The 25,907-nt window shown below is 72.6% G+C and carries 21 protein-coding genes and 2 pseudogenes; 12 read left to right on the top strand and 11 right to left on the bottom strand.

Going from position 1 to position 25,907, the window contains the following annotated elements:
* Positions 1–50: 50 nt before the first annotated feature.
* The 5 genes from HEP85_RS32610 to HEP85_RS32590 all read right to left on the bottom strand — a co-directional run bounded on the left by HEP85_RS32610 (position 51) and on the right by HEP85_RS32590 (position 5,003).
* Positions 51–1,052, bottom strand: a complete 1,002-nt coding sequence (locus HEP85_RS32610; protein WP_168531070.1) for a proline racemase family protein — start codon at positions 1,050–1,052, stop codon at positions 51–53.
* 50 nt (positions 1,053–1,102) lie between these two features.
* A complete protein-coding gene (locus tag HEP85_RS32605; RefSeq protein WP_369657935.1) occupies positions 1,103–1,999 on the bottom strand; it encodes a dihydrodipicolinate synthase family protein in 897 nt (298 codons plus the stop codon).
* A 133-nt stretch (positions 2,000–2,132) separates the two neighbouring features.
* Positions 2,133–3,566 carry an NAD(P)/FAD-dependent oxidoreductase gene (locus HEP85_RS32600; protein WP_168531069.1) on the bottom strand — a complete coding sequence of 478 codons (1,434 nt, stop codon included), beginning with the start codon at positions 3,564–3,566 and terminating at the stop codon, positions 2,133–2,135.
* Entirely contained in the window at positions 3,556–3,855 is a 300-nt protein-coding gene (locus HEP85_RS32595) for a (2Fe-2S)-binding protein (protein ID WP_168531068.1), read from the bottom strand. The genes HEP85_RS32600 and HEP85_RS32595 overlap by 11 nt, the downstream gene beginning before the upstream one ends.
* Entirely contained in the window at positions 3,852–5,003 is a 1,152-nt protein-coding gene (locus HEP85_RS32590) for an FAD-binding oxidoreductase (RefSeq protein WP_168531067.1), read from the bottom strand. Before HEP85_RS32590 ends, HEP85_RS32595 begins: the two co-directional genes overlap by 4 nt.
* Positions 5,004–5,120: 117 nt before the next feature.
* On the opposite strand from HEP85_RS32590, the gene HEP85_RS32585 reads away from it, so the two are divergent.
* Positions 5,121–6,530 carry an aminopeptidase P family protein gene (locus HEP85_RS32585; protein WP_211118100.1) on the top strand — a complete coding sequence of 470 codons (1,410 nt, stop codon included), beginning with the start codon at positions 5,121–5,123 and terminating at the stop codon, positions 6,528–6,530.
* Positions 6,531–6,566: 36 nt separating this feature from the next.
* Here the strand turns inward: HEP85_RS32585 and HEP85_RS32580 are convergent, their stop codons facing one another.
* The gene (locus HEP85_RS32580; protein ID WP_168531065.1) at positions 6,567–7,223 is read right to left on the bottom strand and encodes a hypothetical protein; all 657 of its coding nucleotides are present in this window, start codon (positions 7,221–7,223) and stop codon (positions 6,567–6,569) included.
* Between the two features lie 219 nt (positions 7,224–7,442).
* Here HEP85_RS32580 and HEP85_RS32575 point away from each other — a divergent pair, with 219 nt between their 5' ends.
* From HEP85_RS32575 to HEP85_RS32560, 4 genes are read left to right on the top strand one after another with little or no spacing between them, the layout of a single operon-like run.
* Positions 7,443–8,099, top strand: a complete 657-nt coding sequence (locus tag HEP85_RS32575; protein WP_168531064.1) for a helix-turn-helix transcriptional regulator — start codon at positions 7,443–7,445, stop codon at positions 8,097–8,099.
* A gap of 32 nt (positions 8,100–8,131) precedes the next feature.
* A complete protein-coding gene (locus HEP85_RS32570; protein WP_168534245.1) occupies positions 8,132–8,662 on the top strand; it encodes a toxin-antitoxin system, toxin component in 531 nt (176 codons plus the stop codon).
* A gap of 15 nt (positions 8,663–8,677) precedes the next feature.
* On the top strand, positions 8,678–9,904 hold the full coding sequence (locus tag HEP85_RS32565) for an MAB_1171c family putative transporter (RefSeq protein WP_369657934.1): 1,227 nt from the start codon (positions 8,678–8,680) through the stop codon (positions 9,902–9,904).
* Positions 9,888–11,348 carry an FAD-dependent monooxygenase gene (locus HEP85_RS32560; protein WP_369657933.1) on the top strand — a complete coding sequence of 487 codons (1,461 nt, stop codon included), beginning with the start codon at positions 9,888–9,890 and terminating at the stop codon, positions 11,346–11,348. The genes HEP85_RS32565 and HEP85_RS32560 overlap by 17 nt, the downstream gene beginning before the upstream one ends.
* A 490-nt stretch (positions 11,349–11,838) precedes the next feature.
* On the opposite strand, the gene HEP85_RS32555 is transcribed toward HEP85_RS32560, so the two are convergent.
* Positions 11,839–12,882: an alpha/beta fold hydrolase gene (locus HEP85_RS32555; protein ID WP_168531062.1), complete on the bottom strand. Its 1,044-nt coding sequence runs from the start codon at positions 12,880–12,882 to the stop codon at positions 11,839–11,841.
* Between the two features lie 218 nt (positions 12,883–13,100).
* Between HEP85_RS32555 and HEP85_RS32550 the strand changes: the two genes are divergently transcribed.
* Complete coding sequence (locus tag HEP85_RS32550) at positions 13,101–13,343, top strand: hypothetical protein (RefSeq protein ID WP_168531061.1); 243 nt, start codon at positions 13,101–13,103, stop codon at positions 13,341–13,343.
* A gap of 287 nt (positions 13,344–13,630) precedes the next feature.
* Here the strand turns inward: HEP85_RS32550 and HEP85_RS32545 are convergent, their stop codons facing one another.
* Both HEP85_RS32545 and HEP85_RS32540 read right to left on the bottom strand, forming a co-directional pair.
* Positions 13,631–14,413: a 4'-phosphopantetheinyl transferase gene (locus HEP85_RS32545; protein WP_168531060.1), complete on the bottom strand. Its 783-nt coding sequence runs from the start codon at positions 14,411–14,413 to the stop codon at positions 13,631–13,633.
* Positions 14,361–15,269 carry a metallophosphoesterase gene (locus tag HEP85_RS32540; protein WP_168531059.1) on the bottom strand — a complete coding sequence of 303 codons (909 nt, stop codon included), beginning with the start codon at positions 15,267–15,269 and terminating at the stop codon, positions 14,361–14,363. Before HEP85_RS32540 ends, HEP85_RS32545 begins: the two co-directional genes overlap by 53 nt.
* Before the next feature lie 289 nt (positions 15,270–15,558).
* Between HEP85_RS32540 and HEP85_RS32535 the strand changes: the two are divergent.
* Positions 15,559–16,605, top strand: a pseudogene (locus HEP85_RS32535) (ATP-grasp domain-containing protein); the annotation flags it as partial.
* A 405-nt stretch (positions 16,606–17,010) separates the two neighbouring features.
* Positions 17,011–18,699, top strand: a complete 1,689-nt coding sequence (locus HEP85_RS32530) for a carbohydrate binding domain-containing protein (protein ID WP_168531058.1) — start codon at positions 17,011–17,013, stop codon at positions 18,697–18,699.
* A gap of 57 nt (positions 18,700–18,756) precedes the next feature.
* Here the strand turns inward: HEP85_RS32530 and HEP85_RS32525 are convergent, their stop codons facing one another.
* Positions 18,757–20,094, bottom strand: a complete 1,338-nt coding sequence (locus HEP85_RS32525; RefSeq protein ID WP_168531057.1) for a 6-phospho-beta-glucosidase — start codon at positions 20,092–20,094, stop codon at positions 18,757–18,759.
* Positions 20,091–20,383, bottom strand: a pseudogene (locus HEP85_RS32520) (ArsR family transcriptional regulator); the annotation flags it as partial. The gene HEP85_RS32525 and the pseudogene HEP85_RS32520, both read right to left, overlap by 4 nt.
* Positions 20,384–20,821: 438 nt before the next feature.
* On the opposite strand from HEP85_RS32520, the gene HEP85_RS32515 reads away from it, so the two are divergent.
* The 4 genes from HEP85_RS32515 (at position 20,822) to HEP85_RS32500 (ending at position 25,801) form a co-directional block, all read left to right on the top strand.
* On the top strand, positions 20,822–22,666 hold the full coding sequence (locus tag HEP85_RS32515; RefSeq protein ID WP_168531056.1) for a LamG-like jellyroll fold domain-containing protein: 1,845 nt from the start codon (positions 20,822–20,824) through the stop codon (positions 22,664–22,666).
* Between the two features lie 19 nt (positions 22,667–22,685).
* Positions 22,686–24,356, top strand: a complete 1,671-nt coding sequence (locus tag HEP85_RS32510; RefSeq protein ID WP_168531055.1) for a PHP domain-containing protein — start codon at positions 22,686–22,688, stop codon at positions 24,354–24,356.
* Positions 24,357–24,748: 392 nt separating this feature from the next.
* Positions 24,749–25,531, top strand: coding sequence for an IclR family transcriptional regulator (locus tag HEP85_RS32505; RefSeq protein WP_329295167.1), 783 nt, complete (start codon positions 24,749–24,751; stop codon positions 25,529–25,531).
* Between the two features lie 126 nt (positions 25,532–25,657).
* Positions 25,658–25,801, top strand: coding sequence for a hypothetical protein (locus tag HEP85_RS32500; RefSeq protein WP_356014900.1), 144 nt, complete (start codon positions 25,658–25,660; stop codon positions 25,799–25,801).
* The last annotated feature ends 106 nt before the right edge of the window (positions 25,802–25,907 follow it).

The following is a 25,907-nucleotide window of genomic DNA, read 5'->3' as shown; positions in this document are numbered from 1 at the left end:
CGGCGTGATGGCATGTGCAATGTCACGTGCCACCAGTATCTCCCGGGGTTCTACAGGACGAATCCGGCCGGGAACGGATCGGAGGGGTCCAGCAGGTACTGGGCGGTGCCGGTGATCCACGCGCGGCCGGTGAAGCTGGGCAGCACGGCCGGGATGCCGGCGACCTCGGTGGTGCCGAGCAGCCGTCCGGTGAACCGCGTCCCGATGAAGGACTCGTTCACGAACTCGGTGTGCAGCGGCAGTTCACCGCGCGCGTGCAACTGTGCCATGCGCGCGCTGGTGCCGGTGCCGCAGGGCGAGCGGTCGAACCAGCCGGGGTGGATCGCCATCGCGTGCCGCGAGTGCCGCGCGGTGGCGCCGGGCGCGTACAGGTGGACGTGGTGACAGCCCCGGATGGTCGGGTCCTCGGGGTGCACGGGTTCGTCCTCGGCGTTGACGGCCTCCATGAGCGACAGGGCCGCCCTGAGGATGTCGTCCTGGCGGGAGCGGTCGAAGGGCAGTCCCAACTGCTCCAGTGGCAGGATCGCGTAGAAGTTGCCGCCGTACGCGAGGTCGTAGGTCACCGTCCGGCCGTCGGCCAGGGTGGCCTTGCGGTCGAGTCCGGCCGAGAAGGACGGCACGTTCTTCAGCGTGACCGCCCTCGCGGCGCCGTCCTCGACCTCGACCTCGGCGACGACCGGGCCCGCCGGGGTGTCGAGCCGGATGGTCGTGACGGGCTCGACGACCTCGACCATGCCGGTCTCCACCAGCACGGTGGCGACGCCGATGGTCCCGTGCCCGCACATCGGGAGGTAGCCCGAGACCTCGATGTAGAGCACCCCGTAGTCGCAGTCGGGGCGGGTGGAGGGCTGGAGGATGGCGCCGCTCATCGCCGCGTGGCCGCGCGGCTCGTTCATCAGGAGCTGCTTGATGTCGTCGCGGTGTTCGCGGAAGTACAGCCGCCGCTCGTTCATCGTCGCGCCGGGGATGGTGCCGATGCCGCCGGTGATCACCCGGGTGGGCATTCCCTCGGTGTGCGAGTCGACGGCGTGCAGGACGAGTTTGCTGCGCATGGGTCCGTAACTCCTGGTGAGCGAGGGCGGTTGGGGGACGGCGGGGCGGCTCAGACGAGGCCGGCCGCGACGGCCTTCTCGGTGGCCGCGCGCACGGCGGCCTCCTGCTCGGGCAGCAGCGGAACACGCGGCGGGCGCACCGGGCCGCCGGGCCGGCCGACGATGTCCATGGAGAGCTTGATGGCCTGGACGAACTCGACCCGGGAGTCCCAGCGCAGTAGCGGATGCAACTGTCGGTAGAGCCGGCCGGCCGTGTCGAGGTCGCCCTTGACGGCGGCGTGGTACAGCTCGACGCTCGCCGCGGGCAGTGCGTTCGGGTAGCCGGCCACCCAGCCCTTGGCGCCCGCCACGGCGAGTTCCAGGAGGACGTCGTCCGCGCCGACCAACAGGTCGAGTTCCGGAGCGAGTTCGGCGATCCGGTAGGCGCGGCGGACATCGCCGGAGAACTCCTTGACGCCTTGGACGAACCCCTCCGCGTGCAGCTTCGCGAGGAGTTCGGGCACCAGGTCGACCTTGGTGTCGATCGGGTTGTTGTAGGCGACGACCGGGAGGCCGACCTCGGCGACCGCCGCGTAGTGGGCGAGAACGGAACGCTCGTCGGCACGGTAGGCGTTGGGCGGCAGCAGCATCACGGACGCGCAGCCCGCGTCGCGGGCCTGTTCGGCCCAGCGGCGGGCCTCGGCGGAGCCGTAGGCGGCGACGCCGGGCATCACCCGGGAGCCGCCGACCGCCGACACGGCCGTCTCGACGACCCGTGCGCGCTCCTCCGCCGTGAGCACCTGGTACTCGCCGAGCGAGCCGTTGGGGACGACTCCGTCGCAGCCGTTCTCGACGAGCCAGGCGCAGTGCGCGGCGTACCGGTCGTGGTTCACGGAGAGGTCGTCGTTCAGCGGGAGCGCGGTGGCGACGAGGACGCCGCGCCAGGGACGGTTCTCGGTGGTGGTCATCAGCGGTTCCCTCTCAATGGGGTGTGACATTTCACTGACTGCCGGCTGCCTTGAGCCGACGTGCGTGCGGTGCGGTGGGACGGATGGGCCGCGGGCTCGGGTGAGGCGGAGGGCGGTCGGGGTCGGGGGTCGGTCAGTCGTCCGTCGGCTCCCCGGCCCCGGCGAGCACCCCGAGCGGGACGGGGCGCGCCAACAGCCTTCGTACGGGGGTCTGTTCGCAACCGGTGAGTCCGGCGACCGCGGGCTCGCACATCCGGCCCTGGCACCAGCCCATTCCCGCGCGGGTGAGCAGCTTCACGGTGCGTACGTCCCCCGCGCCCAGCTCGTCGACGGCCGCCCGGACCGCCCCGCCGGTGACCTCCTCGCAGCGGCAGACGACGGTGTCGTCGGTGACCCGCTCCGTCCAGCGCGCGGGCGGTGCGTAGACGGTGTCGAGCGCGGCGGAGAACGCCCGCAGCCGCGTACGGGACCGGGTGGCCGCGGACCGCTCGCGCGGGTCGGGTTCCGTGCCGCGCAGCCGGGCGGCGATCGAGTGTCCCGCGATGTGGCCCTCGGCGAGCGAAAGGGCCGCGCCGCCGACGCCGGTGGTCTCGCCCGCGGCCCACACGCCCGGCACGTCGGTCCGCTGCTCCTCGTCGACGTGCACCCGTACGTCCTCGACGCGGCAGCCGAGCGAATCGGCGAGGTCGGTGTGCGGCAGCATGCCGTGCCCGACCGCGAGCGTGTCGCACGGGACGCGCCGCTCGGTGCCGGGCCTGACGTGTCCTTCGGCGTCCAGCGCGGCGACGGTCACGGCCTCGAGCCGGTCCTCGCCGTGCGCCTCGACGACCGCGTGGCGCGTGCGCAGCGGGACGCGGTGCCGCAGGAGACGGGCCGCGTACCCGGCGCCTTCGACGACCTTCCCCGGCTGTGCGGCCAGCGCCCCGGCATGGCGCAGGAACGCCCGCGGGTCGGCCGATTCGACGAGCGCGGCGATCTCGACCCCGGCAGCGGCGAGCCCGGTCGCCACGGGCAGCAGCAGCGGGCCGGTGCCGGCCACGACAGCCGTGCGGCCCGGTACGACGAGCGCCCCCTTGAGCATGGCCTGCGCACCGCCCGCGGTGACGACGCCGGGAAGGGTCCAGCCCGGGAAGGGCAGCACCTTCTCGTAGCCGCCGGTGGCGAGGAGGACCGCGTCGGCGCGGACGGTGCCGGGCTCCTCCTGGAGAGGCCCTCGGAGCGCGTGTACGACGAAACCGCCGGTGCCCGTGGGCAGACGGGTCGCCGCGGAGCGCTCCACGCGCTCCACGAGCCATACATGATGGCCCGTCAGGTGTGTGATCGTGCCGGCCTCCACCTCGACGGCGAGCGCTCGCGACAGCCGTTCCCAGGTCCGCCACCCGTGGTGCAGGGCCCGCGGGCGCCGTGCCCGCAGGCCGGCCGCGGGCTGCCGGTAGAACTGTCCGCCCGCCCGGGCGGCCGAGTCGATCAGGGTGACCCGGACCCCGCGTCCCGCCGCGGCCAGGGCGGCGGCCAGGCCCGCCGGACCCGCGCCGATCACCGCGAGACGCGCCCGCTCAGCCGTCATGTCCGGTCCCTTCCTGCGTACGGATCATGTCGCCCGGTCGCACCGGCACCAGACAGGCCCGTTGGTTGGGGCGGTCGTTGACGGTCACCAGGCAGTCGAAGCAGACGCCGATGCCGCAGAGGACTCCGCGCGGCCGCCCCGAGCCGCGGGTGGTGCGCCAGGAGGTGATCCCCGCCGTCCACAGCGCCGCGGCGACGGTCTGCCCCGGCAGCGCCGTGAGGGCGCGGCCGTCCAGGGTGACGGTGAACGCGGGCCCCGGCTCGGCGCCCGCCAGCTCCAGGGGATTCACACGGCCTCCTGTGCGAAGCGGTCGGGCCTGAACGGCGTGAGGTCCAGGTCGGGTGTCCCGCCGGAGAGGACCTGGGCGATGAGATGCCCGGTGCCGGCGGCGAGACCGATTCCCGCTCCCTCGTGCCCGCAGGCGTGGAAGAGTCCGGGCACCCGCGGATCGGGGCCGATCGCGGGGAGGTGGTCGGGCATGTACGGGCGGAATCCGAGGTACGTGCGCAGAGCGCGGACGTCCGTCAGGAACGGGAAGAGCCGGATCGCCCCCGCCGCCAGCGCCCGTACGGCCGGCAGCGAGAACGAGCGGTCGAAGCCCACCCGTTCACGGCTCGCGCCGATCAGTACCGGGCCCGCCGCCGTCCCCTCCACGACCGGCGAGGTCTGCAGCGCGGCCGAGTCGCTGGCGACGTCGGCGACGTAGTCCGCGGCGTACACCTTGTGCCGCACCCGTCGCGGCAGCGGCTCGGTCACCAGCACGAAGCCGCGCCGGGGCAGCACGGGCAGCCGCACGCCCGCCAGCGCGGCCACCGCCGAGCCCCAGGTCCCCGCCGCGTTCACCACCACCGGCGCGTGCAGGTCCCCCCGGTCGGTCCGTACACCCCGGACCGATCCGTCGGCCGCGCGCAGTACCTCGGTCACGGTCCGGCCGGTGAGCAGCCGCGCACCCGAAGCCCGCACCAGATGCGCGGCGGCCAGCGCCGGCATCACCTGGGTGTCCTGCGGATAATGCACGGCGCCCGCCAGGCCGGGCGCCAGGTGGGGTTCCAGATCGTGGAGCCCATCCGCCGGTACCGGTACGGCCGAGACCCCGGCCGTCCGCTGCCCCGCCGCGAAGTCCTCCAGTGCGGTGAGCCCCTCGGGCGTGGCGGCCACCACGACGCCGCCCTTGGCCTCGTACTCGATGGCGCCGCCCAGTTCTTCCCCGAGACCGGACCACAGGCGTCCGGACAGCAGCGCGAGGTCGAGTTCGGGACCGGGCTCCTTGTCGGAGACGAGCAGATTGCCCTCGCCGGCGCCGGTGGTGCCGCCGGCCACCGGGCCGCGGTCCACGACGGCCACGTCGAGGCCCGCCCGAGCCGCGTAGAAGGCGCAGGCCGAGCCCACCATTCCGGCTCCGATCACCACGACATCGCAGGTCAGTCGCTTGCTCACGCCAGTACTATGTCACATGCTTCTATGGGTGGGAACAGTGCCCGGACCCACCCGGACCGAACATCCGGCCGGCCGAACATCCGAGCGGCCGTCCGACCGACAGAAGAGGTGCCCACCGTGGCCGAGGCCCGGAAGAACGGTCTGTACCCAGAGATCTCCGAGGAACTGTCCGCCCTGATGCGCACGGGCTGGGCGGACACCGAACGGCGCGACGTGCAACCGGTCGAGCAGGCGCCGTACGCGGCCCGCCGCCGCGCCGCGCTGGGCGCGCTCTTCCCCGGCGAGCGGCTCGTCGTCCCCTCCGGAAACCTCAGGATCCGCTCGAACGACAGTCATTACCCGTTCCGCCCGTACACCGGCTACGTTCACCTGACGGGTGATCAGTCCCGGGACTGCGCCCTGGTCCTCGAACCCCGGCCCGAGGGCGGCCACGACGCGTACTGCTACCGGCTCCCCCGCGACGGCCGGGACACCGACGGGTTCTGGACCGGCATGACCGCCGAACTGTGGACGGGCCGCCGCCCCTCCCTCGCCGAGTCGGAGCGCGAACTCGGCCTCGCCTGCCGGGACATCCGCACACTCCCCGGACATCTGCGGGACACCCCCGTACCGACGCGTGTCGTACGCGGCCACGACGTCACACTGGACGCGACGCCCGGCACGGACGACGAGCGGGACGCCGAGCTGGAGGAGGCGCTGTCCGGTCTCCGGCTGGTCAAGGACGCCTGGGAGATCGGCGAGATGCGCCGGGCCGTGGACTCCACGGTGCGTGGGTTCACCGATGTCGTGAGGGAGTTGTCCCAGGCGGTGGCCACCTCCGAGCGCTGGATCGAGGGCACCTTCTTCCGCCGCGCCCGGGTCGAGGGCAACGACGTCGGCTACGGCTCCATCTGCGCCGCGGGCGAACACGCCACGATCATGCACTGGACGGACAACGACGGACCGGTCCGTCCGGGCGAACTGCTCCTGCTCGACGCGGGCGTGGAGACCCGCACCCTCTACACCGCGGACGTCACCCGCACCCTCCCCATCAGCGGCACGTTCAGCCCGCTCCAGCGGAAGGTCTACGACGCGGTGTACGAGGCCCAGGAGGCCGGGATGGCCGCGGTGAAGCCGGGTGCCCGGTACCGGGACTTCCATGAGGCGGCCCAGCGCTCGATGACCGAACGGCTGGTGGCCTGGGGCCTGGTCGAGGGGCCGGCCGAGCGCGCCTACGAGCTCGGCCTGCAGCGCCGCTTCACCATGGCGGGTACCGGTCACATGCTCGGTCTCGACGTGCACGACTGCGCTCAGGCCCGCAACGAGGACTACGTCGACGGGGTGCTGGAGCCGGGCATGGTGCTGACCGTCGAGCCGGGCCTCTACTTCCAGCCCGACGACCTGACCGTGCCCGAGGAGTGGCGCGGCATCGGCGTCCGGATCGAGGACGACCTGCTGGTCACCGCCGACGGCTACGAGAACCTGTCGGGCGGGCTGCCGCGCTCGGCCGCCGAAGTCGAGTCCTGGATGCGGGAGTTCGCCGGCTGACCGGACGCGTCCCCTGCCGGGCCCCGGCAGGGGACGTCAGACGACCCTGAGGTGGGTGCCGCCGAGGCGTGTCCGGACGATCCTGCGCGGGGGCCGCGCGTCGCGGCGCGTCTCGCGCAGGACCAGGGTCATGCGCGTGTAGCCCATGTCCTGGAGGTTCTTGGGGGTCTCGTCGACGATCCGGCAGTCCGTGCGCCCCCAGCGGGGGTCCGGGTGGATCAGCGGCCGTACCGCGCCGTCGTGCTGGACGGCGTCCTGGCCGACCGCGCGGATCCAGTGCGGCAGGCCGTGCCGGTAGGCCGCCTCCATGATCGGGTCCTGGGCGATGTCCCGGCGGATCGACTGGAGTCCGCGGTCCTGCCCGTCACGCTCCACGGCCGCGGCGAAGTGGGCCAGCATCGGCAGGCACCAGCTCGCCTCGTGTTCGCCGAGGACGGTGGCCGCGTCCGGGTGGAAGAGGACGAACCGAAGGAAGTTGTCGCCCGGCATCGCCGTCGGATGAGGACCGACGCCGCCGAAAAGTGTCTGGAACGCGGCGTTGGACAGGACGACGTCCCACCGGTGGTCGAAGACGACGGAGGGGAACGGCACGGCATCGAGGAGGGTGGCGTAGTCCTGGAGATACGCCTGAGCCTCGGGGCTCTCGGGGACAGGTCGCGGCTGGGACCGCTGCCTTCCTGCCTGGTACGCCATCGGGAGGTCACCCCTCTTGCCTATGCGGCCTTCACGCGGCGCCCCGATCCTGATGCCCCGAGCTCAGTCGTGTCAACTATCGTGGCATTTGGCGCTTGTTGACGGCTGATTCGCGCCACAGTTGTGGCGAGACCTGGATGTGAGTTCGAGCGAGCGACTAGTCTCCGGGGGTCCTGAGCATCATGTGAGAGACCTGAGAGAGACGTAGGAGATCTGTCGGTGACGGATGGCTTCGAAGTTCCGGGCGCCACGGCGACGGTTCTGCTGCCGGCCGTCGTGGCCCGGGTCACCGCGCTCGCCGACCGGCTCGGTGTGCAGCACACCGAGGTTTTCGACATACGGCGCCTTTCGGTGGGGTCCGGCGTCCCCGAGCCCGTGGTGCGGGCGCTGCTCGGTGGCCGCCTCGCCGGCGAGCCTGATCTGCAGGCCCGCTTCCTGCAGCGTCTCGACCTGCTGCGCCGCACCCGGCTCAAGCCCAACGGGCGCAGATACACGCAGCAGGAGATCGCCGACGGCGCGGGTATGTCGCGTCAGCAGGCGGGCGCTCTCATCAACGGCGACCGGCGCCCCACGATGGAGCACTGCGACGCCATCCAGCGCTTCTTCCGGGTGCACGCGGGATTCCTGACGGCCGAGGACTCCGAGGCGCTCGTGGGTGCCCTGCAGCGCTCCGAGCAGGAGCTGCTGCAACGGCTCGCCGACCGCGAGCGCGTCGCGGCGGCGGCCGCCGCCGACCCGCTGGAAAGGCTGTTGCAGGACCACGGTGTCCGCGGCATCGCCTGGCGGGCCGCGCAGTTGCCCACCGACCAGCACCGCGACAAGGTCGCCGAATGGCTGGACATGCTCTTGGAAAGCGTCAAGCGGCCCGAGTCATGATCCGGGGGAGAACCGTGGGCATCGGAAAGGACATGCGCCGTCTGTGCGGCGAACTGGTCGCTGAACTCGCGCTCCCGGCGCCGGCGGAACCCGCCACCCTGTACGCCGCCCTGTGCGACGCCATGAGCAGACGCCGCGGCCGCCCCGTCCAGTTCCGTACGGCCGTGTTCCCGCCCGGTACCGCCAGCGGGCTGTGGCTCGACATGGCCGAGCAGGACCTGGTCGTCATCGAGGAACGCACCGCCCCCGACCACCAGTTGGTGATCCTCGGCCACGAGCTGTGGCACATGAAGGCCGGGCACTGCGGCCACCACGTCGAGGGCGCGGCCGTGGCCGCCCGTTTACTCAGCGACGACGCGGACCTGCAGGCGACCGTCCTGAAGGTCGCCGCGCGCACCCGGTTCGACCTCGCCGACGAGAAGGAGGCCGAGAGCTTCGGCCTGCTGCTCGCCAGTAAATGCCGTACGTGGCTCGCTGGTTCCTCACTGCGCGGGCCGGTGAGCCGGGACGGTCTGGCCGGCCGGATCGAGGCGTCCCTCGGCTATCGCGGGCCGAAGGGCTGAGGACACTCCCCAGGAATGGACGGATCCAGCTACTACGTCCCGGCGGTCGCCATGGGCGTCGCCCTGGCCGTGAAGGCGCCCACCCTGATCCGCGGCTGGCGCGACCCGCTGCTGAGGTCCGTGGGCGTCCTGCTGGCGCTGGCCTGCCTGGTGTTCCTCTTCGCGGCGCCGCCCACCATCGCCGAGGTCAACGACCTCACGGGGATCCCCAACGTCTCGGCGCCCCTCGTCTACTGCCTGCTGACCGCCTTCAGCGCCTCCTGTCTGGTGCTGATCATCAACTGGCGCGGCGGACCCCCCGAGGTGACCCGCAGGCTCTCCCGTCGGTGGATCACCGGGTACGGCGTCGTGAGCGTGGCGCTGGTCGGGCTGTACCTGCTCGGGGACTGCCGTGAGGAACGGCTGCGGGACCTCGACACCTACTACGCCACCACCCCGTTCATCCGCGAGATGATCGTGCTCTACCTCGCCGCGCTGACCGTCGCGGGGGTCGCGATGAACGTCATGTGCTGGCGTTGGGCCCTCCAGGTGAGCGGCTGGCTGCGGGCCGGGCTGCTGACGATCGCCTTCGGCTTCCTCTTCAACATCCCCTACTCGGCGCTCAAGTTCATCGCCGTGGGCGCCCGCTGGAACGGCACCGACCTGGACGGCCTGAGCACCGACGTGGCGCCCGTGCTGGCCTCGGTCGGAGCACAGGTCAGCGCGGTCGGCTTCCTGCTCCCGCTGGCCTGCCAGCGCATCGGGGACAGTTGGTGCACCTGGTCGACGTACCGCCGGCTCGGGCCGCTGTGGCGCGAACTGCGGTCGGTCTCGGCCCACGAGGACCACGCCGTGCGGATCTCCTGGTGGTCCGCCGCCGAACTCCAGGTCACCCAGCGGGAGTCCGACATCCACGACGGCATGCTCAGCCTGTACCCCTACTTCGACTCCGAGGCACGCGCCCTCGCCTACGACGCGGCGGTGGCGGCGGGCTCCGAGCCCGTCCAGGCGCAGGCCGAGGCCGACGCGGCGATGGTGACGGCGGCGGTACGGGCCAGGGCGGCCGACCCGGAGGGCCGGGTCATCAACGCGGCGGAGGCGGCCACCGCCCCCGCCGGACCCGGGTCCGCGTACGCCTACACCGACGGTCCACGCGACCTCGTGCGGATGTCGATGGCCCTGCGTCAGTCACCCGTCGTCGCGGCCGCCCGAGGGCGCGCCGCGGCCAGGTCAGAGAGCGACTTCCATGAGCAATCCCGCTAGCGCCCCCCGGGGCGCGGCAGCAGGCGACCGCGCCCCCGGCTCCGGTCGGGCCGTCGTCATCGGTGCCGGGCCGGCCGGCCTGCTGGCCGCCGCGGCCCTGCACACGTACGCCGACGTCACAGTCGTCGAGCGTGACGTCCTGCCCAACGGGCCCGAACCGCGCAAGGGCCTGCCCCAGGCCCGGCACGCCCATCCGCTCTGGTCCGGCGGTGCCCGTGCCATGGAGGAACTGCTCCCCGGCGTCACCGCCGCCTGGCTGGCCGCGGGCGCCCGCCGGATCCCGCTGCCGACCGGACTGGTCACGCTGTCGGCGCGGGGCTGGCTGCGGCGCTGGCCCGAGTCGGAGTTCATGATCTCGTGCAGCCGTGATCTGCTCGACGCGGTCCTGCGTGAACAGGTCGCGCGCCGGGCGCGGATGACCGTCCTGGACGGGACGGAACTGCTCGGACTCCAGGGGGACGCCGCCCGCGTGAGCGGAGTGCGGATACGGGCGTCCGACGGCACCGAGCGGGTGCTGGAGGCCGATCTGGTGGTGGACGCCTCGGGACGCGGTTCGCGGTCCACCGCGTGGCTCGACGCGCTGGGTGTCCCGCAGGCGCCGATGGACGAGGTCGACTCCGGACTCGCCTTCGCCAGCCGGGTCTTCCGGGCCCCGGCGGGCACCGAGGACTTCCCGGTGGTCACCGTGCAGCCCGACCCCGCGCAGCCCGTGCCCGCGCGGTCCGCGATCATCGTGCCCCTGGAGGGCGAGCGCTGGCTGGTGACGCTCTCGGGCACCCGCGGCGGACAACCGACCGCCTCCGCGGAGGAGTTCGAACTGTTCGCGCGCGCCGTCCGGCATCCCGTGGTGGGCGAGCTGATCGCGCATGCGGAGCCGCTGACGGACGTCGTGCTCACCCGCAGCACGATCAACCGGCGGCGCTTCTTCGAGAAGGTGCGGGACTGGCCCGAGGGGTTCGTCGCGCTCGGCGACTCCGTCGCCACGTACAACCCGGTCTACGGGCACGGGATGTCGGTGGCCGCCCAGGGTGCGGTGGCACTGCGCGGGCAGGTCGCCGAGTCCGGGATCACGGCGCCCGGACTCGCGCGGCGGGTGCAGCGTGCGGTGGCGCTCCCGGTGACGGTCGCCTGGGAACTCGCCACGGGAACGGACATCCGTTACCCCGAGGCGATCGGCGAGCAGCCCCGCGCGACGCGGAAGCTGTTCGGCCGCTACGTGGAACGGCTGACGCGGACCGCGGCCGGACGTCCGGCGGTCGCGAAGGCCCTCCTCTCCGTGATCACCCTGTCCGCGCCGCTGACCGCCCTCGTGAAACCCGAGGTGCTCTTCGCGGTGCTGCGCGGTCCGGGGCGTCCCCCGCTGACCGAGCCGCCGTTCACACCCGACGAGCGCGCCGCGGTGTTCAGCGCGCCGGAGCCCTCGGTGACACCGGTCACCGGCTGACCCGCCCGGTACACGGCCGCGTCCCGACGGGACCGATCCCGGCCCCGCCGGGACGGGAACACAGCCTCACGCGGTCCGCCCCCGGCCCAACCGAGAAGGGACCCCGGCCCCACGCGGGCCAGGCCCGGCATGGTCGGGACGGGAGCACAGCCCCACGCGGTCCGCCCCCGGCCCAACCGAGAAGGGACCCCGGCCCCACGCGGTCCGGGCACGGCCCCGGCGGGACGGGAACACTGCCCCCGCGGACCAGGGCCGCCCCAGCCCGGCCGGGGCCGTACCGGGTTCGAGCCGACGGGACCTGACTCGGCCGAACGGGTGGCGGCGCCACCCGGTATGGGTGGCGCCGACTCGAGGGAAGCCGCCCGCGCCCGCGAGGCCTCCTCCGGTGAGGGCGGGAGCAGAACCGCCAGGAGCGTGCGCCGTCTCCGGGACGTCCTGCGCCTGCCCGGAGACGGCGGGCGTCAGGTAGGACGCGCCGGGACGCGGGCGGTCAGGTCGCGCTGCGTTCGCTCGCCTCCCGCAGGTCCCGTTCCACGGCCCGGTTGTGCGCGGTGTCCGGCTGCCCCACCGTCGTGCCGGGGCGGCCCGCGCGCAGCAGTTCGCGCCAGTGCTCGCGGCTCCAGTCGGCCGGACTGGTGGTGCTGGTGAACTCCTCGACGAGGCCGAGGAAGCGCGCCGGGTCGCTGTGGAAGGGAAAGTGGCCCGCGCCCTCGAAGATCTCCAGCCGGCTGCCGGGCATCGCCCGGTGCGCCCCGTACGCGTGCCGCACCGGCACCACGCTGTCCCGGTCGCCCCAGAGCAGCATCGTGGGCATGCCCTCGGTCAGATAGCAGCGGTCGAGCATGGTCACCGACTGGCCGCGCCAGTCGACCACGGCGCGCAGGGTGCGGATGAACGCGCTGCGGGAGGTCGCGTCGGGCAGGGCGTCCACGAGGTTCAGCAGTTCCGGCGCGTCCTGGCCGAGGTCGGTGTCGAGGAGCTTCATCAGACGTAGGAACAGGCCCACTTGGAGTCTCATGCCGGGCAGTCGCAGGGCGGACAGCAGGAGGTCGGCACCCGGCAGCGAGACGGCCCGCAGCACCGGGTTGACCTCGCCGCCGACGCCTCCGGCGCTCACCAGGATCAGCCGTTCCGTACGGTCGGGGAACTGGTACGCGAACTGCATCGCGACGCCTCCGCCGAGCGAGTGACCGACCAGGGTCGCGGACTCGATGTCGAGCGTGGTCAGCAGGTCGCGGACGCCGTTGGCGTACGCGGCCACCGAGTAGTCGGCGCGCGGCTTGTCGGAGGCCCCGTGGCCCAGCAGGTCGGGCGCGATCACGGTGTGGGTGCGGGCGAGGTCGGGGATCAGGTCCGCCCAGGTCGCCGAGGAGTCGCCGATGCCGTGGATGAGGACCAGCGCGGGGCCCTCGCCCGCCACGCGGTAGGCACGCCGGTAACCGTGCACGACGCGGTGCTGCAGGCTCAGTTCCGCGCCGCCCACGGAGCGCAGTCGCAGGTTGCGCCTCGGACGCCGAGGCAGTACGTCGGCCACGGGCTCACCTCCTGTTCCCGGGCCACCGAGCGGGTGGCCTCCGGCTCCTCCTCCCAGCCTAGGGCTCCTGTCCCACGAGGGATTTCCGTGAGGTTTCGCCTCCGCTAAGCGGGCGAACCCCCGCACATCGAAACGGGATTGTCAGTGGTGGACGGCAAGCTGGGGTCACGTAGTGCCACGCACCGCTCACGACCAGCCGACCCGGGGAGAGCCGTCCGATGCCGACCGCCGTACTGACCGACCACGAACGCGCCGCCGTGCAGGCCTATCTGCGTCTCCTCCAGACCGTACGGGCCGCCTTCGACGGTACGCCGGACACGCACCGGCCGCCTGTGGTGGCGCCGTCCGCGCTCGCGGAGGCGGAGCGGGCGCTGGCGGCGGCCGGACTCGCGGGCAACGAGGAGGAGTTCTTCCGGCTGCTGCACCGCTGGTGTCCGGAGCCCGGCGGGCGGCTGCCCTGAGGCCCCGCGCTCCGGGCGGAGCACCCGAGCGGGCGCCGCGGCACGACCGGAACGGGGCCCGCGCGAGGCTCCGGGCGGAGCACCGGCGCGGGCGCCGCGGCACGATCCGAGCGGGCCCCGCGCGAGGACAGCCCGGCCACGGGACGGTCGCCCCGGCCATGGGGAGGGCGGCACCGGCCTCAGGGAGGGCCGTCCCGGTCACGGAAAAAGACTCCCCGGCCGCGGGGAAGGACACTGCCTCAGCCATGGGATTGGTGGCCCCGGGCCGCGGGGGGCCGGTCCTCGTCCTATACCGCGCCCGTTCCGCCGTGGGGCACGGTGACGGCCGTGGCCAGCAGGCCCTGTCGGACGGTCCAGCGTCCGTCGAAGGACTGGATCCGGCGTCCGCCGACCAGCGGTCCCGGTACCAGGAGAGCGGCCCGGAATCCGCCGGAGCGTTCGGGACCGCCGGTGACGGGACCCCTCGGAGAGTCCCTGGACACCGGGTCCCTGGGCGCGAAAGCCCCCGCTCCGGTGCCGTGCGGCGCCGGGCCGGCGTCCTCGAAGAGGTCGATGTCCGCCTCCAGGAAGTCCAGCCACTGCCCCATGAGGGGGAACCACGCCTTGTAGACCGACTCCTTGGCACTGAAGAGCAGCCGGTCCCAGTGCACGGACGGGTCCCGCTCCGCCAGCCGGCGCAGGCGGTCGTTCTCGGTGGGCAGCGCCACCGAGACGATGACGTCCTCGGGGAGTTCCTGGTGCGGTTCGGCGTCGATACCGAGGGAGGCCAGGTCACCGGCGTGGGCGAGGGACGCGGCGCAGTAGCCCTCGCAGTGCGTCATGCTGCCGATCAGCCCCGCGGGCCAGATCGGCGCTCCGCTGTCCCCGCGCGGAATGGCGCGCGGGGCCACCCCGAGCTTCTCCATGGCCTGCCGGGCACAGCCGCGTACGGCGGCGAACTCACTACGCCGTTTGTGTACGAACGTGACCGCGAGCGCCTCTTCCTCGGGATACAGCCGCGTGCCCCCGGCCGCGTCGTCACCGAGCGCCTCCACGCTCACGACCGAGTCCGGGAGCAGCTCCTCGATCACCGGTTCCGACCTCCATCGGCAGTATGCGGCGCAGTGTTCCCGGCGGCCCCGGGCGGGGGCGCCACTCACGGGGGTAGCCCACCGAGACCTCTTCGAAGCGGACGCCCTCGTGGTGGGTGGTCCGCGGGATGTGAAGATGACCGTAGACCATGACCTCGACGCGGAACCGGCGGTGCCAGTCGGCGGTCAGCCCGGTGCCGCACCACATCGCGAACTCGGGATAGCGCAGGACGTCGGTCGGGTGGCGGTCCAGCGGATAGTGGTTGACCAGCACCGTGGGCAGGTCGTCGGGCAGCTCGGTGAGCCTGCGCTCCGTCTCGGCGACCCGGGCCCGGCACCAGGCCTCGCGGCTCTGATAGGGGTCGGGGTGCAGGGTGTACTCGTCGGTGCAGATCACCCCGGTCTTCTCCGCGTACGCCATGCCCTCGTCCTTGGTCGCGCAGCCCGGCGGCAGGAACGAGTAGTCGTAGAGCAGGAAGAGCGGTGCGACGACGACCGGGCCGCCCGCCCCGTCCCAGACCGGGTAGGGGTCCTCGGGGGTCGTGACGCCCAGCTCCCGGCAGAGGGCCACGAGGTGCTCGTAGCGCTCCACACCGCGCAGCGTCACGGTGTCCTTCGGATGGGTCCACAGCTCGTGGTTGCCCGGCACCCAGACGACCTTGCGGAAGCGTCCGGCGAGTGTTTCGAGGGCCCAGCGGATGTCGGCCACGGTTTCCGAGACGTCACCGGCCACCAGGAGCCAGTCGTCGTCCGTCGAGGGGCGCATCTCCTCGACCAGGGCGCGGTTCTCCGGATACCCGATGTGCAGGTCGCTGATGGCCAGCAGGTTTCCGTGTCCGCCGGCCGTCGACCGCACCCTCGCCACCTCCGAGAAAAGGACTGGAAACACAAGAGCACATTCACCCTCGCGGGACAAGAACGGACCGCGCGCGGCGGGGTCCCGTCGCGGCCCGGGGAGCTCGGTGCCGCGTCCCGGGAATTCCGTAACAGGCCCGTAGCACCACTGCGGTCCCGCTCCCCTTATGATCGCCCCAACACGGCCGCCATGAACCTACCTTGGCGTACGGCGGCTCGGTGTTCCTCCCTCCCCCCTGGCCGGGCACGGCCCGCTCCGCCGTGCCCGGGAACCGTGAAAGGCGGCCTGCATGGTCTCTCGCGTACGCGTCTGGCTCAACCGCACGTACGCGGAGAACGTGTTCTTCATGGACCAGCTGCGAAGTAATCCGCAGCGCCGCGCGGTCGAGATCCATGCCACGCACGGTGATCCCGACTCCCCCGTGCTGGCGGCCGCCGACACCGCCGCCATGGAGCCGGAGGGTCTCTCCCCCGCCGCCTATGTCGAGTACGCGCTCGACCAGTGCGCGCGGCACTCCATCGACGTGTTCGTGCCGGTCCTGCACCAGCCGGCGATCGTGGCGCACCGCGCGGAGTTCGCCGCGCTCGGTACGGCTCTGCTGGCGCCGACCGTCGAGGCCGTGGCCGTCTTCCAGGACAAGGCCACGGCGTACCGGGCGGTGGAGGCCGTGGGCGTGCCGGTGCCTCCGTGGTGGCGGGTGCGTACCCCGGAGGAGCTGGTCGCGGCGGTCGAGGCGCTGGAGGCCGACGGCCACCGTGCCTGCTTCAAGCCCGCGGCGGGCGCCGGCGGGGTGGGCTTCCGCGTCCTGACACGGACCCCCTTCACGATGATGCATCTCAACGGGTTCCCGAGCCCGTACGTACCGCTCGACCTGGTGGTGGAGGCGATGCGGCAGGCCGAGGAGCCCGTCGACTGGCTGGTCATGCCGCGCCTGGCGGAGCCGGAGGTGTCCGTGGACTGCCTGACCGGTCCGGACGGCCGGGTCCGCATGGCGGTGGGGCGCACCAAGAACGGGCGACGCCGGGGTTTCACGCTCCACCCTTCGTGGATCGAGCCCGCGCGGCTGCTCGCGGAGGCGTTCGGGCTGCACTATCTGACGAACATCCAGTTCCGTATGTTCGGCGACGAGCCGGTTCTGATGGACGTCAACACGCGTCCGGCGGGCGGTCTGCACCAGCTCGCCCAGTGCGGTGTCAACGCCCCTTGGGCAGCTGTGCAGTTGGCACTCGGTGAGGAGACGGGCGAACTGATGCCGTCGGCGCTCGCACCGGACTACACCGTGGTGGCGGGGCCGCGTCCGGTGCGCCCGGTGTCGGTGCCGCAGCAGCGCACCGACTCCCACACTGCCGCCCCTGCCCCCGCCCCCACGCTGCCGGCCGTCCCGGCGCTTAAGCGGCGGAGGTCGCCACGGCACCGGTCACGGCGTCCGCCGCCGCGTCCACGTCCGCGGGTGCGAGCAGCGCCGCCGTCGCTCCCGCCTGACCGACGCCGCGCCCGTCGTCCCGGGCCGCCCCACCGACTTCACCCTCTCCTCCACCGTCTCCCCCTCCTCTGCCTTCTCCGCCTTCTCCGCTCCCCCTCGCTCCCCTTGTCCCGCTTCTCCACTCCCCTTGTGTCCCCTGTCGGCCCACCGGTCCGGACCAGTTCTCGCACAGCGTCTTGACAGCGTGATTGGTCCATACCAACTTGGTTGCGCACCTCTCAGCACTCCCGAACACCCCCATTTCTTCAGGGAGATCGCGTGCGCATCACCGACCTCGGACGTTCCAGACGTCGCTTCTTCGCTCTGCTCGGCACCGCCGCCCTGGCCCTGGCCGGGGCGGTCGCCCTCCCCACCACGGCCCAGGCGGCCAACATCCTCTCCAATCCCGGCCTCGAGTCGGGCAGTCTCTCCCCCTGGTCCTGTACGGGGAACCTCGGCTCGGTCGTCTCCAGCCCCGTGCACGGGGGCTCCAAGGCCCTCGCGGGCGCGGTGAGTTCGAGTGACAACGCTCAGTGCAGCCAGACCGTCTCGGTGCAGCCGAACACCACGTACAGCCTCTCGGGCTGGGTGCGCGGCAACTATGTGTACCTCGGCGTGGACGGCAGTGCCTCGACCTGGACCACCTCCCCGTCGGCGTACAGCCAGCTCTCCGTGTCCTTCACCACCGGCGCCTCGCAGACCAGCGCCAAGATCTATGTCCACGGCTGGTACGCGCAGGGCACCTACTACGCCGACGACATCAGCCTCGACGGTCCGGGCGGCGGAGGCGGCTCCGACACCCAGGCGCCGACCACGCCGACGAACCTGACCTCCACCGGCAAGACCTCATCGAGCGTGTCGCTGTCGTGGGGCGCCTCGAGCGACAACGTCGGCGTCAGCGCGTACGACGTCTACAGCGGCTCGAACCAGGTGCTCACCGTCTCCGGCACCAGCGCCACGGTCAGCGGGCTGTCGCCGAGCACGGCGTACACCTTCACGGTCAAGGCCCGGGACGCGGCCGGGAACACCTCCGCGGCCTCGAACTCCGTGAGCGTGACGACGAGCGCGGGCGGTGGCGGCCCCACCGGCTTCAAGCAGGCGGCGCCCTACCTCTACCTCGGCTGGGGCGACCCGCCGAGCGCGACCTCGGTGATGAGCTCGACCGGGGTCAAGTGGTTCACGATGGCGTTCATGCTCGACTCGGGCGGCTGCAACCCCGCCTGGGACAGCAGCCGGCCGCTGACCGGCGGCACCGACCAGAGCGTCATCAACCAGATCCGCTCCGCGGGCGGTGACGTCGTCCCGTCGTTCGGCGGCTGGCAGGGCAGCAAACTCGGCGCCAACTGCTCCTCCGCCGGTGCGCTGGCGGGCGCGCTGCAGAAGGTGATCGACGCCTACGGCCTCAAGGCGATCGACATGGACATCGAGAACACCGACGAGTTCGAGAACGAGGCCGTCCAGGCGAAGATCCTGACCGCGCTGAAGACCGTGAAGGCCAACAACCCCGGCCTGCGCACGATCGTCACCTTCGGCACCTCGACGACCGGTCCGACGTACTACGGCAACCGGCTCATCGAGCAGGCGCAGTCGCTCAACGCGGGCATCGACGTCTTCACCATCATGCCGTTCGACTTCGGCGGCGGCTCCGACATGTACAACAACACCGTCAACGCCACCGAGGGGCTGAAGGCCAAGCTGAAGTCGACCTTCGGCTGGGACGACGCCACCGCCTACTCCCACATCGGCATCTCCGGCATGAACGGCCTGTCCGACCAGCAGGAGAACACGACGCCGGCCATCTGGACCTCGATCCGTGACTGGGCCAACACCCACCACATCGCCCGGCTCGCCTACTGGGCGGTCAACCGTGACCGGCCCTGCCCGGGGGGCGGCGTGGTGAGCAACTGCTCGGGCATCAGCCAGAACACCTGGCAGTTCACCTCCATCACCGCCGGGTTCACCGGCTGACACCTCCTCCGTGGGGGTACCCGGCCGTCACCCGGCCGGGTACCCCCACCCACGCGCTTACGTGAGGTACGCCAGACCGGGGTGGACCGAGGTGTATCCGTCGACCAGTCGCCGGGCCACGTTCACCGAGTCCACCAGCGGGTGGAGGGCGAAGGCCTTGACGGCGGTCGCGCGCGAGCCGGACTCGGCCGCGGACAGCACCTCGCGCTCCACCGCCTTGACCGAGCACACCAGTCCGGTGGCGTGGTCCGGCAGGGGGGCGACGGAGACGGGGTGCGCGCCGTTGGCGTCGACGAGGCAGGGCACCTCGACGACCGCGTCCGCGTCCAGCGCCGCGAGGGTGCCGCCGTTGCGGACATTGAGGATCAGGGTGGTGCGCTCGTCGCGGGCGATGGCCCGCATCAGCGCGAGCGCCACCTTCTCGTAGCCGCCGGAGAGATCGTCGGCGGCGCGCTCGCCCGCGCCGGCCGCGTCCCGGTTCTCGGCCATGTAGGTGGCCTCACGCTCGGCCCGGGTGCGGTCCCAGGCGGTGAGCGCGGCGGTGTCCGGGCGCTTCATCTCGTCGTAGAACCGCCCCTGCTGGTCGCGCAGGAACGCGCCGCGCGTCTTCTCCGCGCGCTGGTAGGCGCTGACGGCTTCCCGGTTGAAGTAGTAGTAGTGCAGGTACTCGTTCGGGACGGCGCCCAGGGAGCGCAGCCAGTCGGCACCGAAGAGTTTGCCCTCCTCGAAGGAGCCGAGCAGTTCTGGGTCGGCGAGCAGCCGCGGCAGTTCGTCCCGGCCCTCGACGCGCAGCCCCCGTACCCAGCCGAGGTGGTTGAGCCCCACGTAGTCGATGAAGGCCTCGCGGGGGTTCGCGCCCAGGACGGTGGCGATCCGGCGGCCGAGGCCGACGGGCGAGTCGCAGATGCCGATCACGCGGTCGCCGAGGTGGCGGGACATGGCCTCGGTGACCAGACCGGCCGGGTTGGTGAAGTTGATGACCCAGGCGTCGGGGGCGAGCCGGGCCACCCGCCGGGCGATGTCGACGGCTACCGGCACCGTGCGCAGGCCGTACGCGATGCCGCCGGCGCCGACCGTCTCCTGGCCGAGGACCCCCTCGTCGAGGGCGATCCGCTCGTCCGCCGCCCGGCCCTCCAGGCCGCCGACCCGGATCGCCGAGAAGACGAAGTCGGCGCCGCGCAGGGCGTCGTCGAGGTCGGTGGTGAAGGACACCTCGGGGGCGTCGGCGTCCCCCGCGGCCTGCTCGTTCAGCACCCGGGCGACGGCCGTCAGCCGTTCCGCGTCCACGTCGTGCAGTACGACGCGGGTGACGCGGCCCTCGGCGCGGTCCCCGAGGAGTGCCCCGTACACGAGCGGCACCCGGAATCCGCCGCCACCCAGAATCGTCAGCCTCACGCCGTCTCCGCCTTTCCTGTCACGACCACGTGCACGCCCGCTTCTTCCGGCGAGGACCGTGTCCCCGGGTCCGGCGGACCGTTCGTCACCACCATGTCCGGCTCCCCGGGCCCGCGGACCCGCGCCATGCCCGTACCCGGGAACTTCGCGCGGTCGGCGGCAGGACGACCCTGGCACCGGTCCGGATCATGGCGCGCTCGACCGGTACCTCGAACACGGTGGTGTCCATGGCCTGTCCGCCCGCGCGTATCCCGCCGGTGCCGAGGAAGAGCCGGTCGACGTGCGAACGATACTCGTCGTGTTCACGCACTTCGACGTTCAACCATGCCCGACTCCTGCCGAATTGTCGCGATCCGCGCATGATCCTGACCGCCGCATGCGGCACACCCCGGTCGTCACGAGCACGCGCACGTCATGGACGACAGCGACGGCAGGCTCGGCGACCACGGGGCGGCCATCGACTCCACCCCGGGGCTTCAGGGCGGTTTCATCCGGGGGTCCCGGGACCACGGCAGTCTTCGACGCGTGAACGACGGAGGACCTGCCGGCACGGCCCCGCGCCGGCGGGCCGGGGGCTCGACACCGCACACCCCGGCCTCGGCGCGGCCGCCCGCGGGCCCGACGCCTCGCCCCGCCGGCTCGTCCGAGCCCGCACCCGGCGCCGGCCGTGGACGCCACGCCCGCTCCGGCCTCACTCCCAGCCCACCTTCTTCCCGATGGAGCAGACGTGTGCACTTCGCCTGACGCGACACCGCCCGAGCAGGCAGAAGCCGGCAGACGAGGCTTCCTGCGGGCCACGGCTCTGCTCGGCGCCGCGACCGCGGTGGCCACCCTGCCGGCGGCCGCCGCCCGCGCCACGACCGCCTCGGCGGGGGCGGGCCGTCGGCCCGACCCGGACAGCCGGCGCTTCACCCTCGCCGTCATGCCCGACACCCAGTACCTGTTCGACGGGCCGAGCATCAACCCCGCGCCGATCGAGGCCTCGTTGCGGTACCTGCTGGAGCACGGGAAGGACGAGAACATCGTCTTCCTCACGCACCTGGGCGACCTCACCGAGCACGGCGCGCAGGCCGAGTTCGACGCGGCGGGCAAGGCGTTCGAGCTGCTCGACCGGCACGGTGTGGGCTACAGCGTGCTCGCGGGCAACCACGACGTCGGGTCCTCCACCGACGACCAGCGCGGCTCCACCCCGTACCTCACGGCCTTCGGACCACGGCGTTTTCGCGGGAGCCGGACGTTCGGCGGCTCGTCCCCGGACGGCTACAACACCTTCCACGTCTTCGAGGCGGGGGGCCGCGAGTGGCTCGTCCTCGCCCTGGACTGGCGGTTGTCGGCGCGGGGGTACGCGTGGGCGAAGGACGTCATCGCCCGGCACCCGAGAACCCCCGTCATCCTCACCACCCACGAACTCGTCGTCGAGGACGACACCCTCTCGTCCTACGGCCAACAGCTCTGGGACGAACTGGTCCACGACCAGGACCAGATCTTCCTGACCCTCAACGGGCACTACTGGCCCGCCGCCCGCGCCACCCGCACGAACGCGGCCGGCCACGAGGTGCACCTGCATCTGACCAACTATCAGAACCGTTACTACGGCGGGGCGGCGATGATCCGCCTCTACCGCTTCGACCTCGACCGGAACACCATCGACGTCGAGACGATCTCGCCGTGGATCCTGGGCCGGGCCGCCGAGGGGCTCAACGAGCTGGAGCGGCAGGAGATCGAACTCAGCGGCGACGCCGACCGGTTCTCGGTCGCCGTCGACTTCGAACAGCGTTTCGCGGGCTTCGCACCGGTGCCGGCGCGCCCGTCCCGGCCCGCCGCGCGGATGCTCGTCCGGGGCACTGTCGCGTACTGGCGCTTCGACGGACGCACGGACGGCGCGGCGGTCGAGGGCACCGTCCGTGACCTCTCCGGGCACGGCAACGACCTGTCCGTGGTCCCGGTCGGCGGCGGCGCGCTCACCTGGTCGTCGGCGCACCACCCCGACCAGCCGGGACACGGCAGCCTCGCCTTCCAGGGCGGCAAGCCACCGCTGGCCGGCGCCTATCTGCGTACGGTCGACGGAGCTCCCCTCAACTCCGCCGCCCTCGATCGCGGTTACACCATCGAGGCCTTCTACCGGCTCCCCGCCGACTGGGACGCCTCCCACCACGCGTGGGCCGCGCTGGTCAGCCGCACCGGAACGGGCGGCGACGCGGGCAGGACCGCCGACGACCCCGACGAGCCGCTCGCCACGCTCTCCCTGTCCGACGGGCCGGGTCCGCAGTGGGCGGCGCGGCCGCTCGACCAGCAGGGCATCGTCACCAACTGGGGCGACGAGACGGCACGCGAGCGGTGGTGGCACGTCGCCGTCGTCAACGACGGCCGGCACACCACGATGTACGTCCAGGGCTGCCCGGTGGCGCGCAACCCGCACACCTCCGCCGTCGGACTCACCTCGCTCGGGCTGCCCTGGCTGCTCGGGGGCTACGAGTACGCCGGGAAGATCGACCAGATCCTGCACGGCCTGCTCGGCGACGTACGCATCGTCGAACGCGCCCTTCCTGTCACGTCGTTCATGAACCACTGACCGAAGGAGCCACCCGACCATGACCGAACAGCGCCTGCCCGCCTGGGCCGACCCGTCCGTCTCCCCCGCCCGCCTCGACCCGCAGGGTGTCTCCAGACGCCAACTCCTGAGACGGGCAGGCCTGTTCGGGGCCGCCTTGGCGGCGGGACCGCTGGCCGCCCCGGCCGTCGCCCGGGGCCGTGGGCTCGGCGGCGACGACCCGCGCCTCGCCTACCTCGTCGGCGACCACCACGTCCACTCCGTGTACAGCCACGACGCGAAGTACACGTTCTCCCAGCTCGCCCGGGCGGGCGCCCGGTACGGCCTGGACTGGATGGTCTTCAACGAGCACTCCAACTTCGGCCACGCCGCCTTCGGCGCGCAGTCGCAGCACCAGGAGATCCTCCGGGCGCGCGCCGACAACCCGCGCCAGCTGATCTTCCAGGGCCTGGAGTGGTACATCCCGGCCGCCGAGCACGCCACCGTCTTCGCGGCGCCGGGGCCGCACGAGACGGACCTGCTCACCCGCTTCGAACTCGCCTACGACGGCAAGCTGCTGGGCTACACCGAAGGCGCCGCCTCCCATCCGGACACGGCGCGCAACGAGGCACACGCGGTCGAGGCCATCCGGTGGCTCGCCGAGCAGCGCCGCACCGGATACGTCGACGACGTACTCGTCCTGGCCAACCACCCGCTGCGCCTGGGCATCGACTCCCCGCACGAGATGCGCGGCTGGCGGGACGCGGCACCCGAGGTCATGATCGGCATGGAGGGCGCGCCGGGCGCCCAGGGCGGCGGCATCCCGGGCTGGGTCGGCTCGGGGCAGCAGCGCGGCGAGTACACCAACAAGCCGTCCGGGAGCTCCTGGCCGGGCTACGCCGAGGACGCCTACGTCCTGTACGGCGGTTTCGACTGGATGACCGCGACCGTGGGCGGCATGTGGGACGCGATGCTCGCCGAGGGCAGGCTCTTCACGATCACCACCAACTCCGACGTGCACCGCGTCGTCTTCGACACCTGGAAGAACGGCGACTGGGCACCCGGACGGAACTTCGACAACACCGGACGCCTCCCGGACCCCGTCGACACCGATACCCCGCAGCCGGGCGGCGACTTCTGGCCCGGCCAGTTCAGCCGCACCCACGTGGGCGTGACCCGCTACGACCACCGCGCCGTGATGGCCGGACTGCGCGCGGGCCGGGTCTGGCTCGACCACGGCCATCTGCTGGACGGCCTCGACGTCCGGCTGAAGCGGGACCGCGATCACGGACACGGCGTGACGACGGGCGGCCGGCTGCGCGCCCACGCGGGCGAGAAGCTCACCCTGACGGTCACCGTGACCACCGCCTCGCGCCCCAACCCTCACGACATCCTGCCGAAGTTGGCCCACGTCGACGTCATCCGCGGCGCGGTGCGCGGCCCGGCGGCCGACCGCGACGACTGGCGGGCGCCGGACACCAGAGTGGTACGGACGCTGGACGTGGACGGCCGTAAGGGGACCTACACCCTGCGGGTTCCGCTGGTCGCCGGTGACGAGTCCTGCTACGTCCGGCTGCGCGGCAGCGACGGCAACCGCCACGGCGCGGGCTACCTCGGCGCCTCGGTCGACCCGCACGGCCCGGTACCGCACGTGCCCGGCGACGGTGACCCCTGGGTCGACACCTGGTTCTACACGAACCCCGTCTTCGTCGATGTGGTGGGCGGCCGCTGAGGCCCCGCGTCCGCCACGTGATCCGGACGACAGGCCCCAGGAGTTCCGTGGCCACGCTCATGGTGGGCGACGACCAGTGGGGGCGGCGGGGGTGAGCCGCCGGGGGTGGGCAGGCGCGGACGGGGGCAACCAATACGTGCGCCCGTCATTGTTGCCGACCCGCCCGCGCGGCATGCTGTGCGGAGTACGGACGATCCGCCCCCGCCCGGGGCCCGGCCCAGGGAGCCCGCCATCACAGGCCGCAGCGTGCCATCGAGGATGCGGGTCCCCGTGTGACCGGCGATCCGCTCCCGCCCGCCGGTCCAGGCCGAGCGGACCACCCCGCTCGCTCCCCGGCGACGGTTCGCGGAACCCGGACCGGGCGCACGAGCCCGCTCTCGGCGCCCGAACGGCTGCTCGCCGTGCTCGCCGCCTTCGACCACGAGCACCCGGCGCTGTGCCTCACGGACATCAGCCGGCGGGCCGGGCTCACCCTCACCACCGCGCACCGGCTGGTGGGCGCGCTCAGTGCGTGGGGCGCGCTGGAACGGGACGAGGACGGCGCCTACCACGTGGGGCTGCGCCTGTGGGAGACCGCGGCGCTGGCTCCCCGCGGCCTCGCGCTGCGGCAGGCCGCGCTGCCGTACCTGGAGGACCTGTACGAGGCCACGCACGAGAACGTGCAGATGGCGGTCCGCGACGGCCCTGAGGTCGTGTACATCGAGTGGCTCTCCGGACGCTCCGCGGTGGGCGTCCGCATCCAGGTCGGCGCCCGCTGGCCGCTGCACGCGACGGGCGTCGGCCTCGCGCTGCTCGCCCACGGCGATCCGGGGTTCCAGGAGGCCTACTGCCGCGGGCCGTTGACCGCGTTCACCTCGCACACGATCACCGACGGGGCACGGTTGCGCCGTGAGCTCGCCGAGGTGCGCCGTACCGGCGTGGCGGTGAGCAGCCGTCAGGTCACCGACGACGCCGTGTCCGTCGCCGCTCCGGTGCGCCGGACGGGCGGGGCGGTGGTCGCGGCGGTGTCGGTCGTGGTGCCCTGGCACGACCGACAGGTACCGGCACTGGTCCCGGCGGTCCGGCTGGCGGCGCGCGGGATCTCGCGGGCACTGGGATGGCAGCCCCGGCCGGAGCCGCCGGCCCGCACGGGGACGAGGGCGGCCGTGCCGACGCGGGCCGAGCCGGGCTCGTAGGACGGCCGTACGGGCCTGCCCCGAGCCCGGACTCGAGGGGGGCGGGCGCCGGATCCCCCCGCACCCGTGAGGACTCCGCCGTACGCGGCCGCGACGCGGGGGCGCTCGCCGGAGGGACCAGGATGGATGGAGTCCTCGGCCGTCGGGCTCGGCGACGTGGTGGCCGTGACCAACCCGGGCGAACGGACCGTCGATCCGTCCAACGGCCTCGACGACCTCGACGGCCGGAAACCGTCCCGGTCGGACCCGAAGGCGGGGAGCTCCCTTTGAATGATGTCCCGTAATCCCCCCTTCATGGCGTGAACTCCCTTGTGGCACAAGGAGTTTCTCGGTTTTACCTCTTGACGGTGCGAGTGGCGGGGAGCACATTGGCCGA

Source organism: Streptomyces sp. RPA4-2, assembly GCF_012273515.2.
Taxonomy (GTDB): Bacteria; Actinomycetota; Actinomycetes; order Streptomycetales; family Streptomycetaceae; genus Streptomyces; species Streptomyces kaempferi.
Note: the sequence above shows the minus strand (reverse complement) of the source record. Positions and strands in the feature narration are given on the sequence as shown.

Bases quoted from the DNA above. Each gene is read 5' to 3' on its own strand.
- HEP85_RS32610 (WP_168531070.1), bottom strand. From the start codon at position 1,052: ATGCGCAGCAAACTCGTCCTGCACGCCGTCGACTCGCACACCGAGGGA.
- HEP85_RS32605 (WP_369657935.1), bottom strand. From the start codon at position 1,999: ATGACCACCACCGAGAACCGTCCCTGGCGCGGCGTCCTCGTCGCCACC.
- HEP85_RS32600 (WP_168531069.1), bottom strand. From the start codon at position 3,566: ATGACGGCTGAGCGGGCGCGTCTCGCGGTGATCGGCGCGGGTCCGGCG.
- HEP85_RS32580 (WP_168531065.1), bottom strand. From the start codon at position 7,223: ATGGCGTACCAGGCAGGAAGGCAGCGGTCCCAGCCGCGACCTGTCCCC.
- HEP85_RS32570 (WP_168534245.1), top strand. From the start codon at position 8,132: ATGCGCCGTCTGTGCGGCGAACTGGTCGCTGAACTCGCGCTCCCGGCG.
- HEP85_RS32565 (WP_369657934.1), top strand. From the start codon at position 8,678: ATGGACGGATCCAGCTACTACGTCCCGGCGGTCGCCATGGGCGTCGCC.
- HEP85_RS32560 (WP_369657933.1), top strand. From the start codon at position 9,888: ATGAGCAATCCCGCTAGCGCCCCCCGGGGCGCGGCAGCAGGCGACCGC.
- HEP85_RS32550 (WP_168531061.1), top strand. From the start codon at position 13,101: ATGCCGACCGCCGTACTGACCGACCACGAACGCGCCGCCGTGCAGGCC.
- HEP85_RS32510 (WP_168531055.1), top strand. From the start codon at position 22,686: ATGACCGAACAGCGCCTGCCCGCCTGGGCCGACCCGTCCGTCTCCCCC.
- HEP85_RS32500 (WP_356014900.1), top strand. From the start codon at position 25,658: ATGGAGTCCTCGGCCGTCGGGCTCGGCGACGTGGTGGCCGTGACCAAC.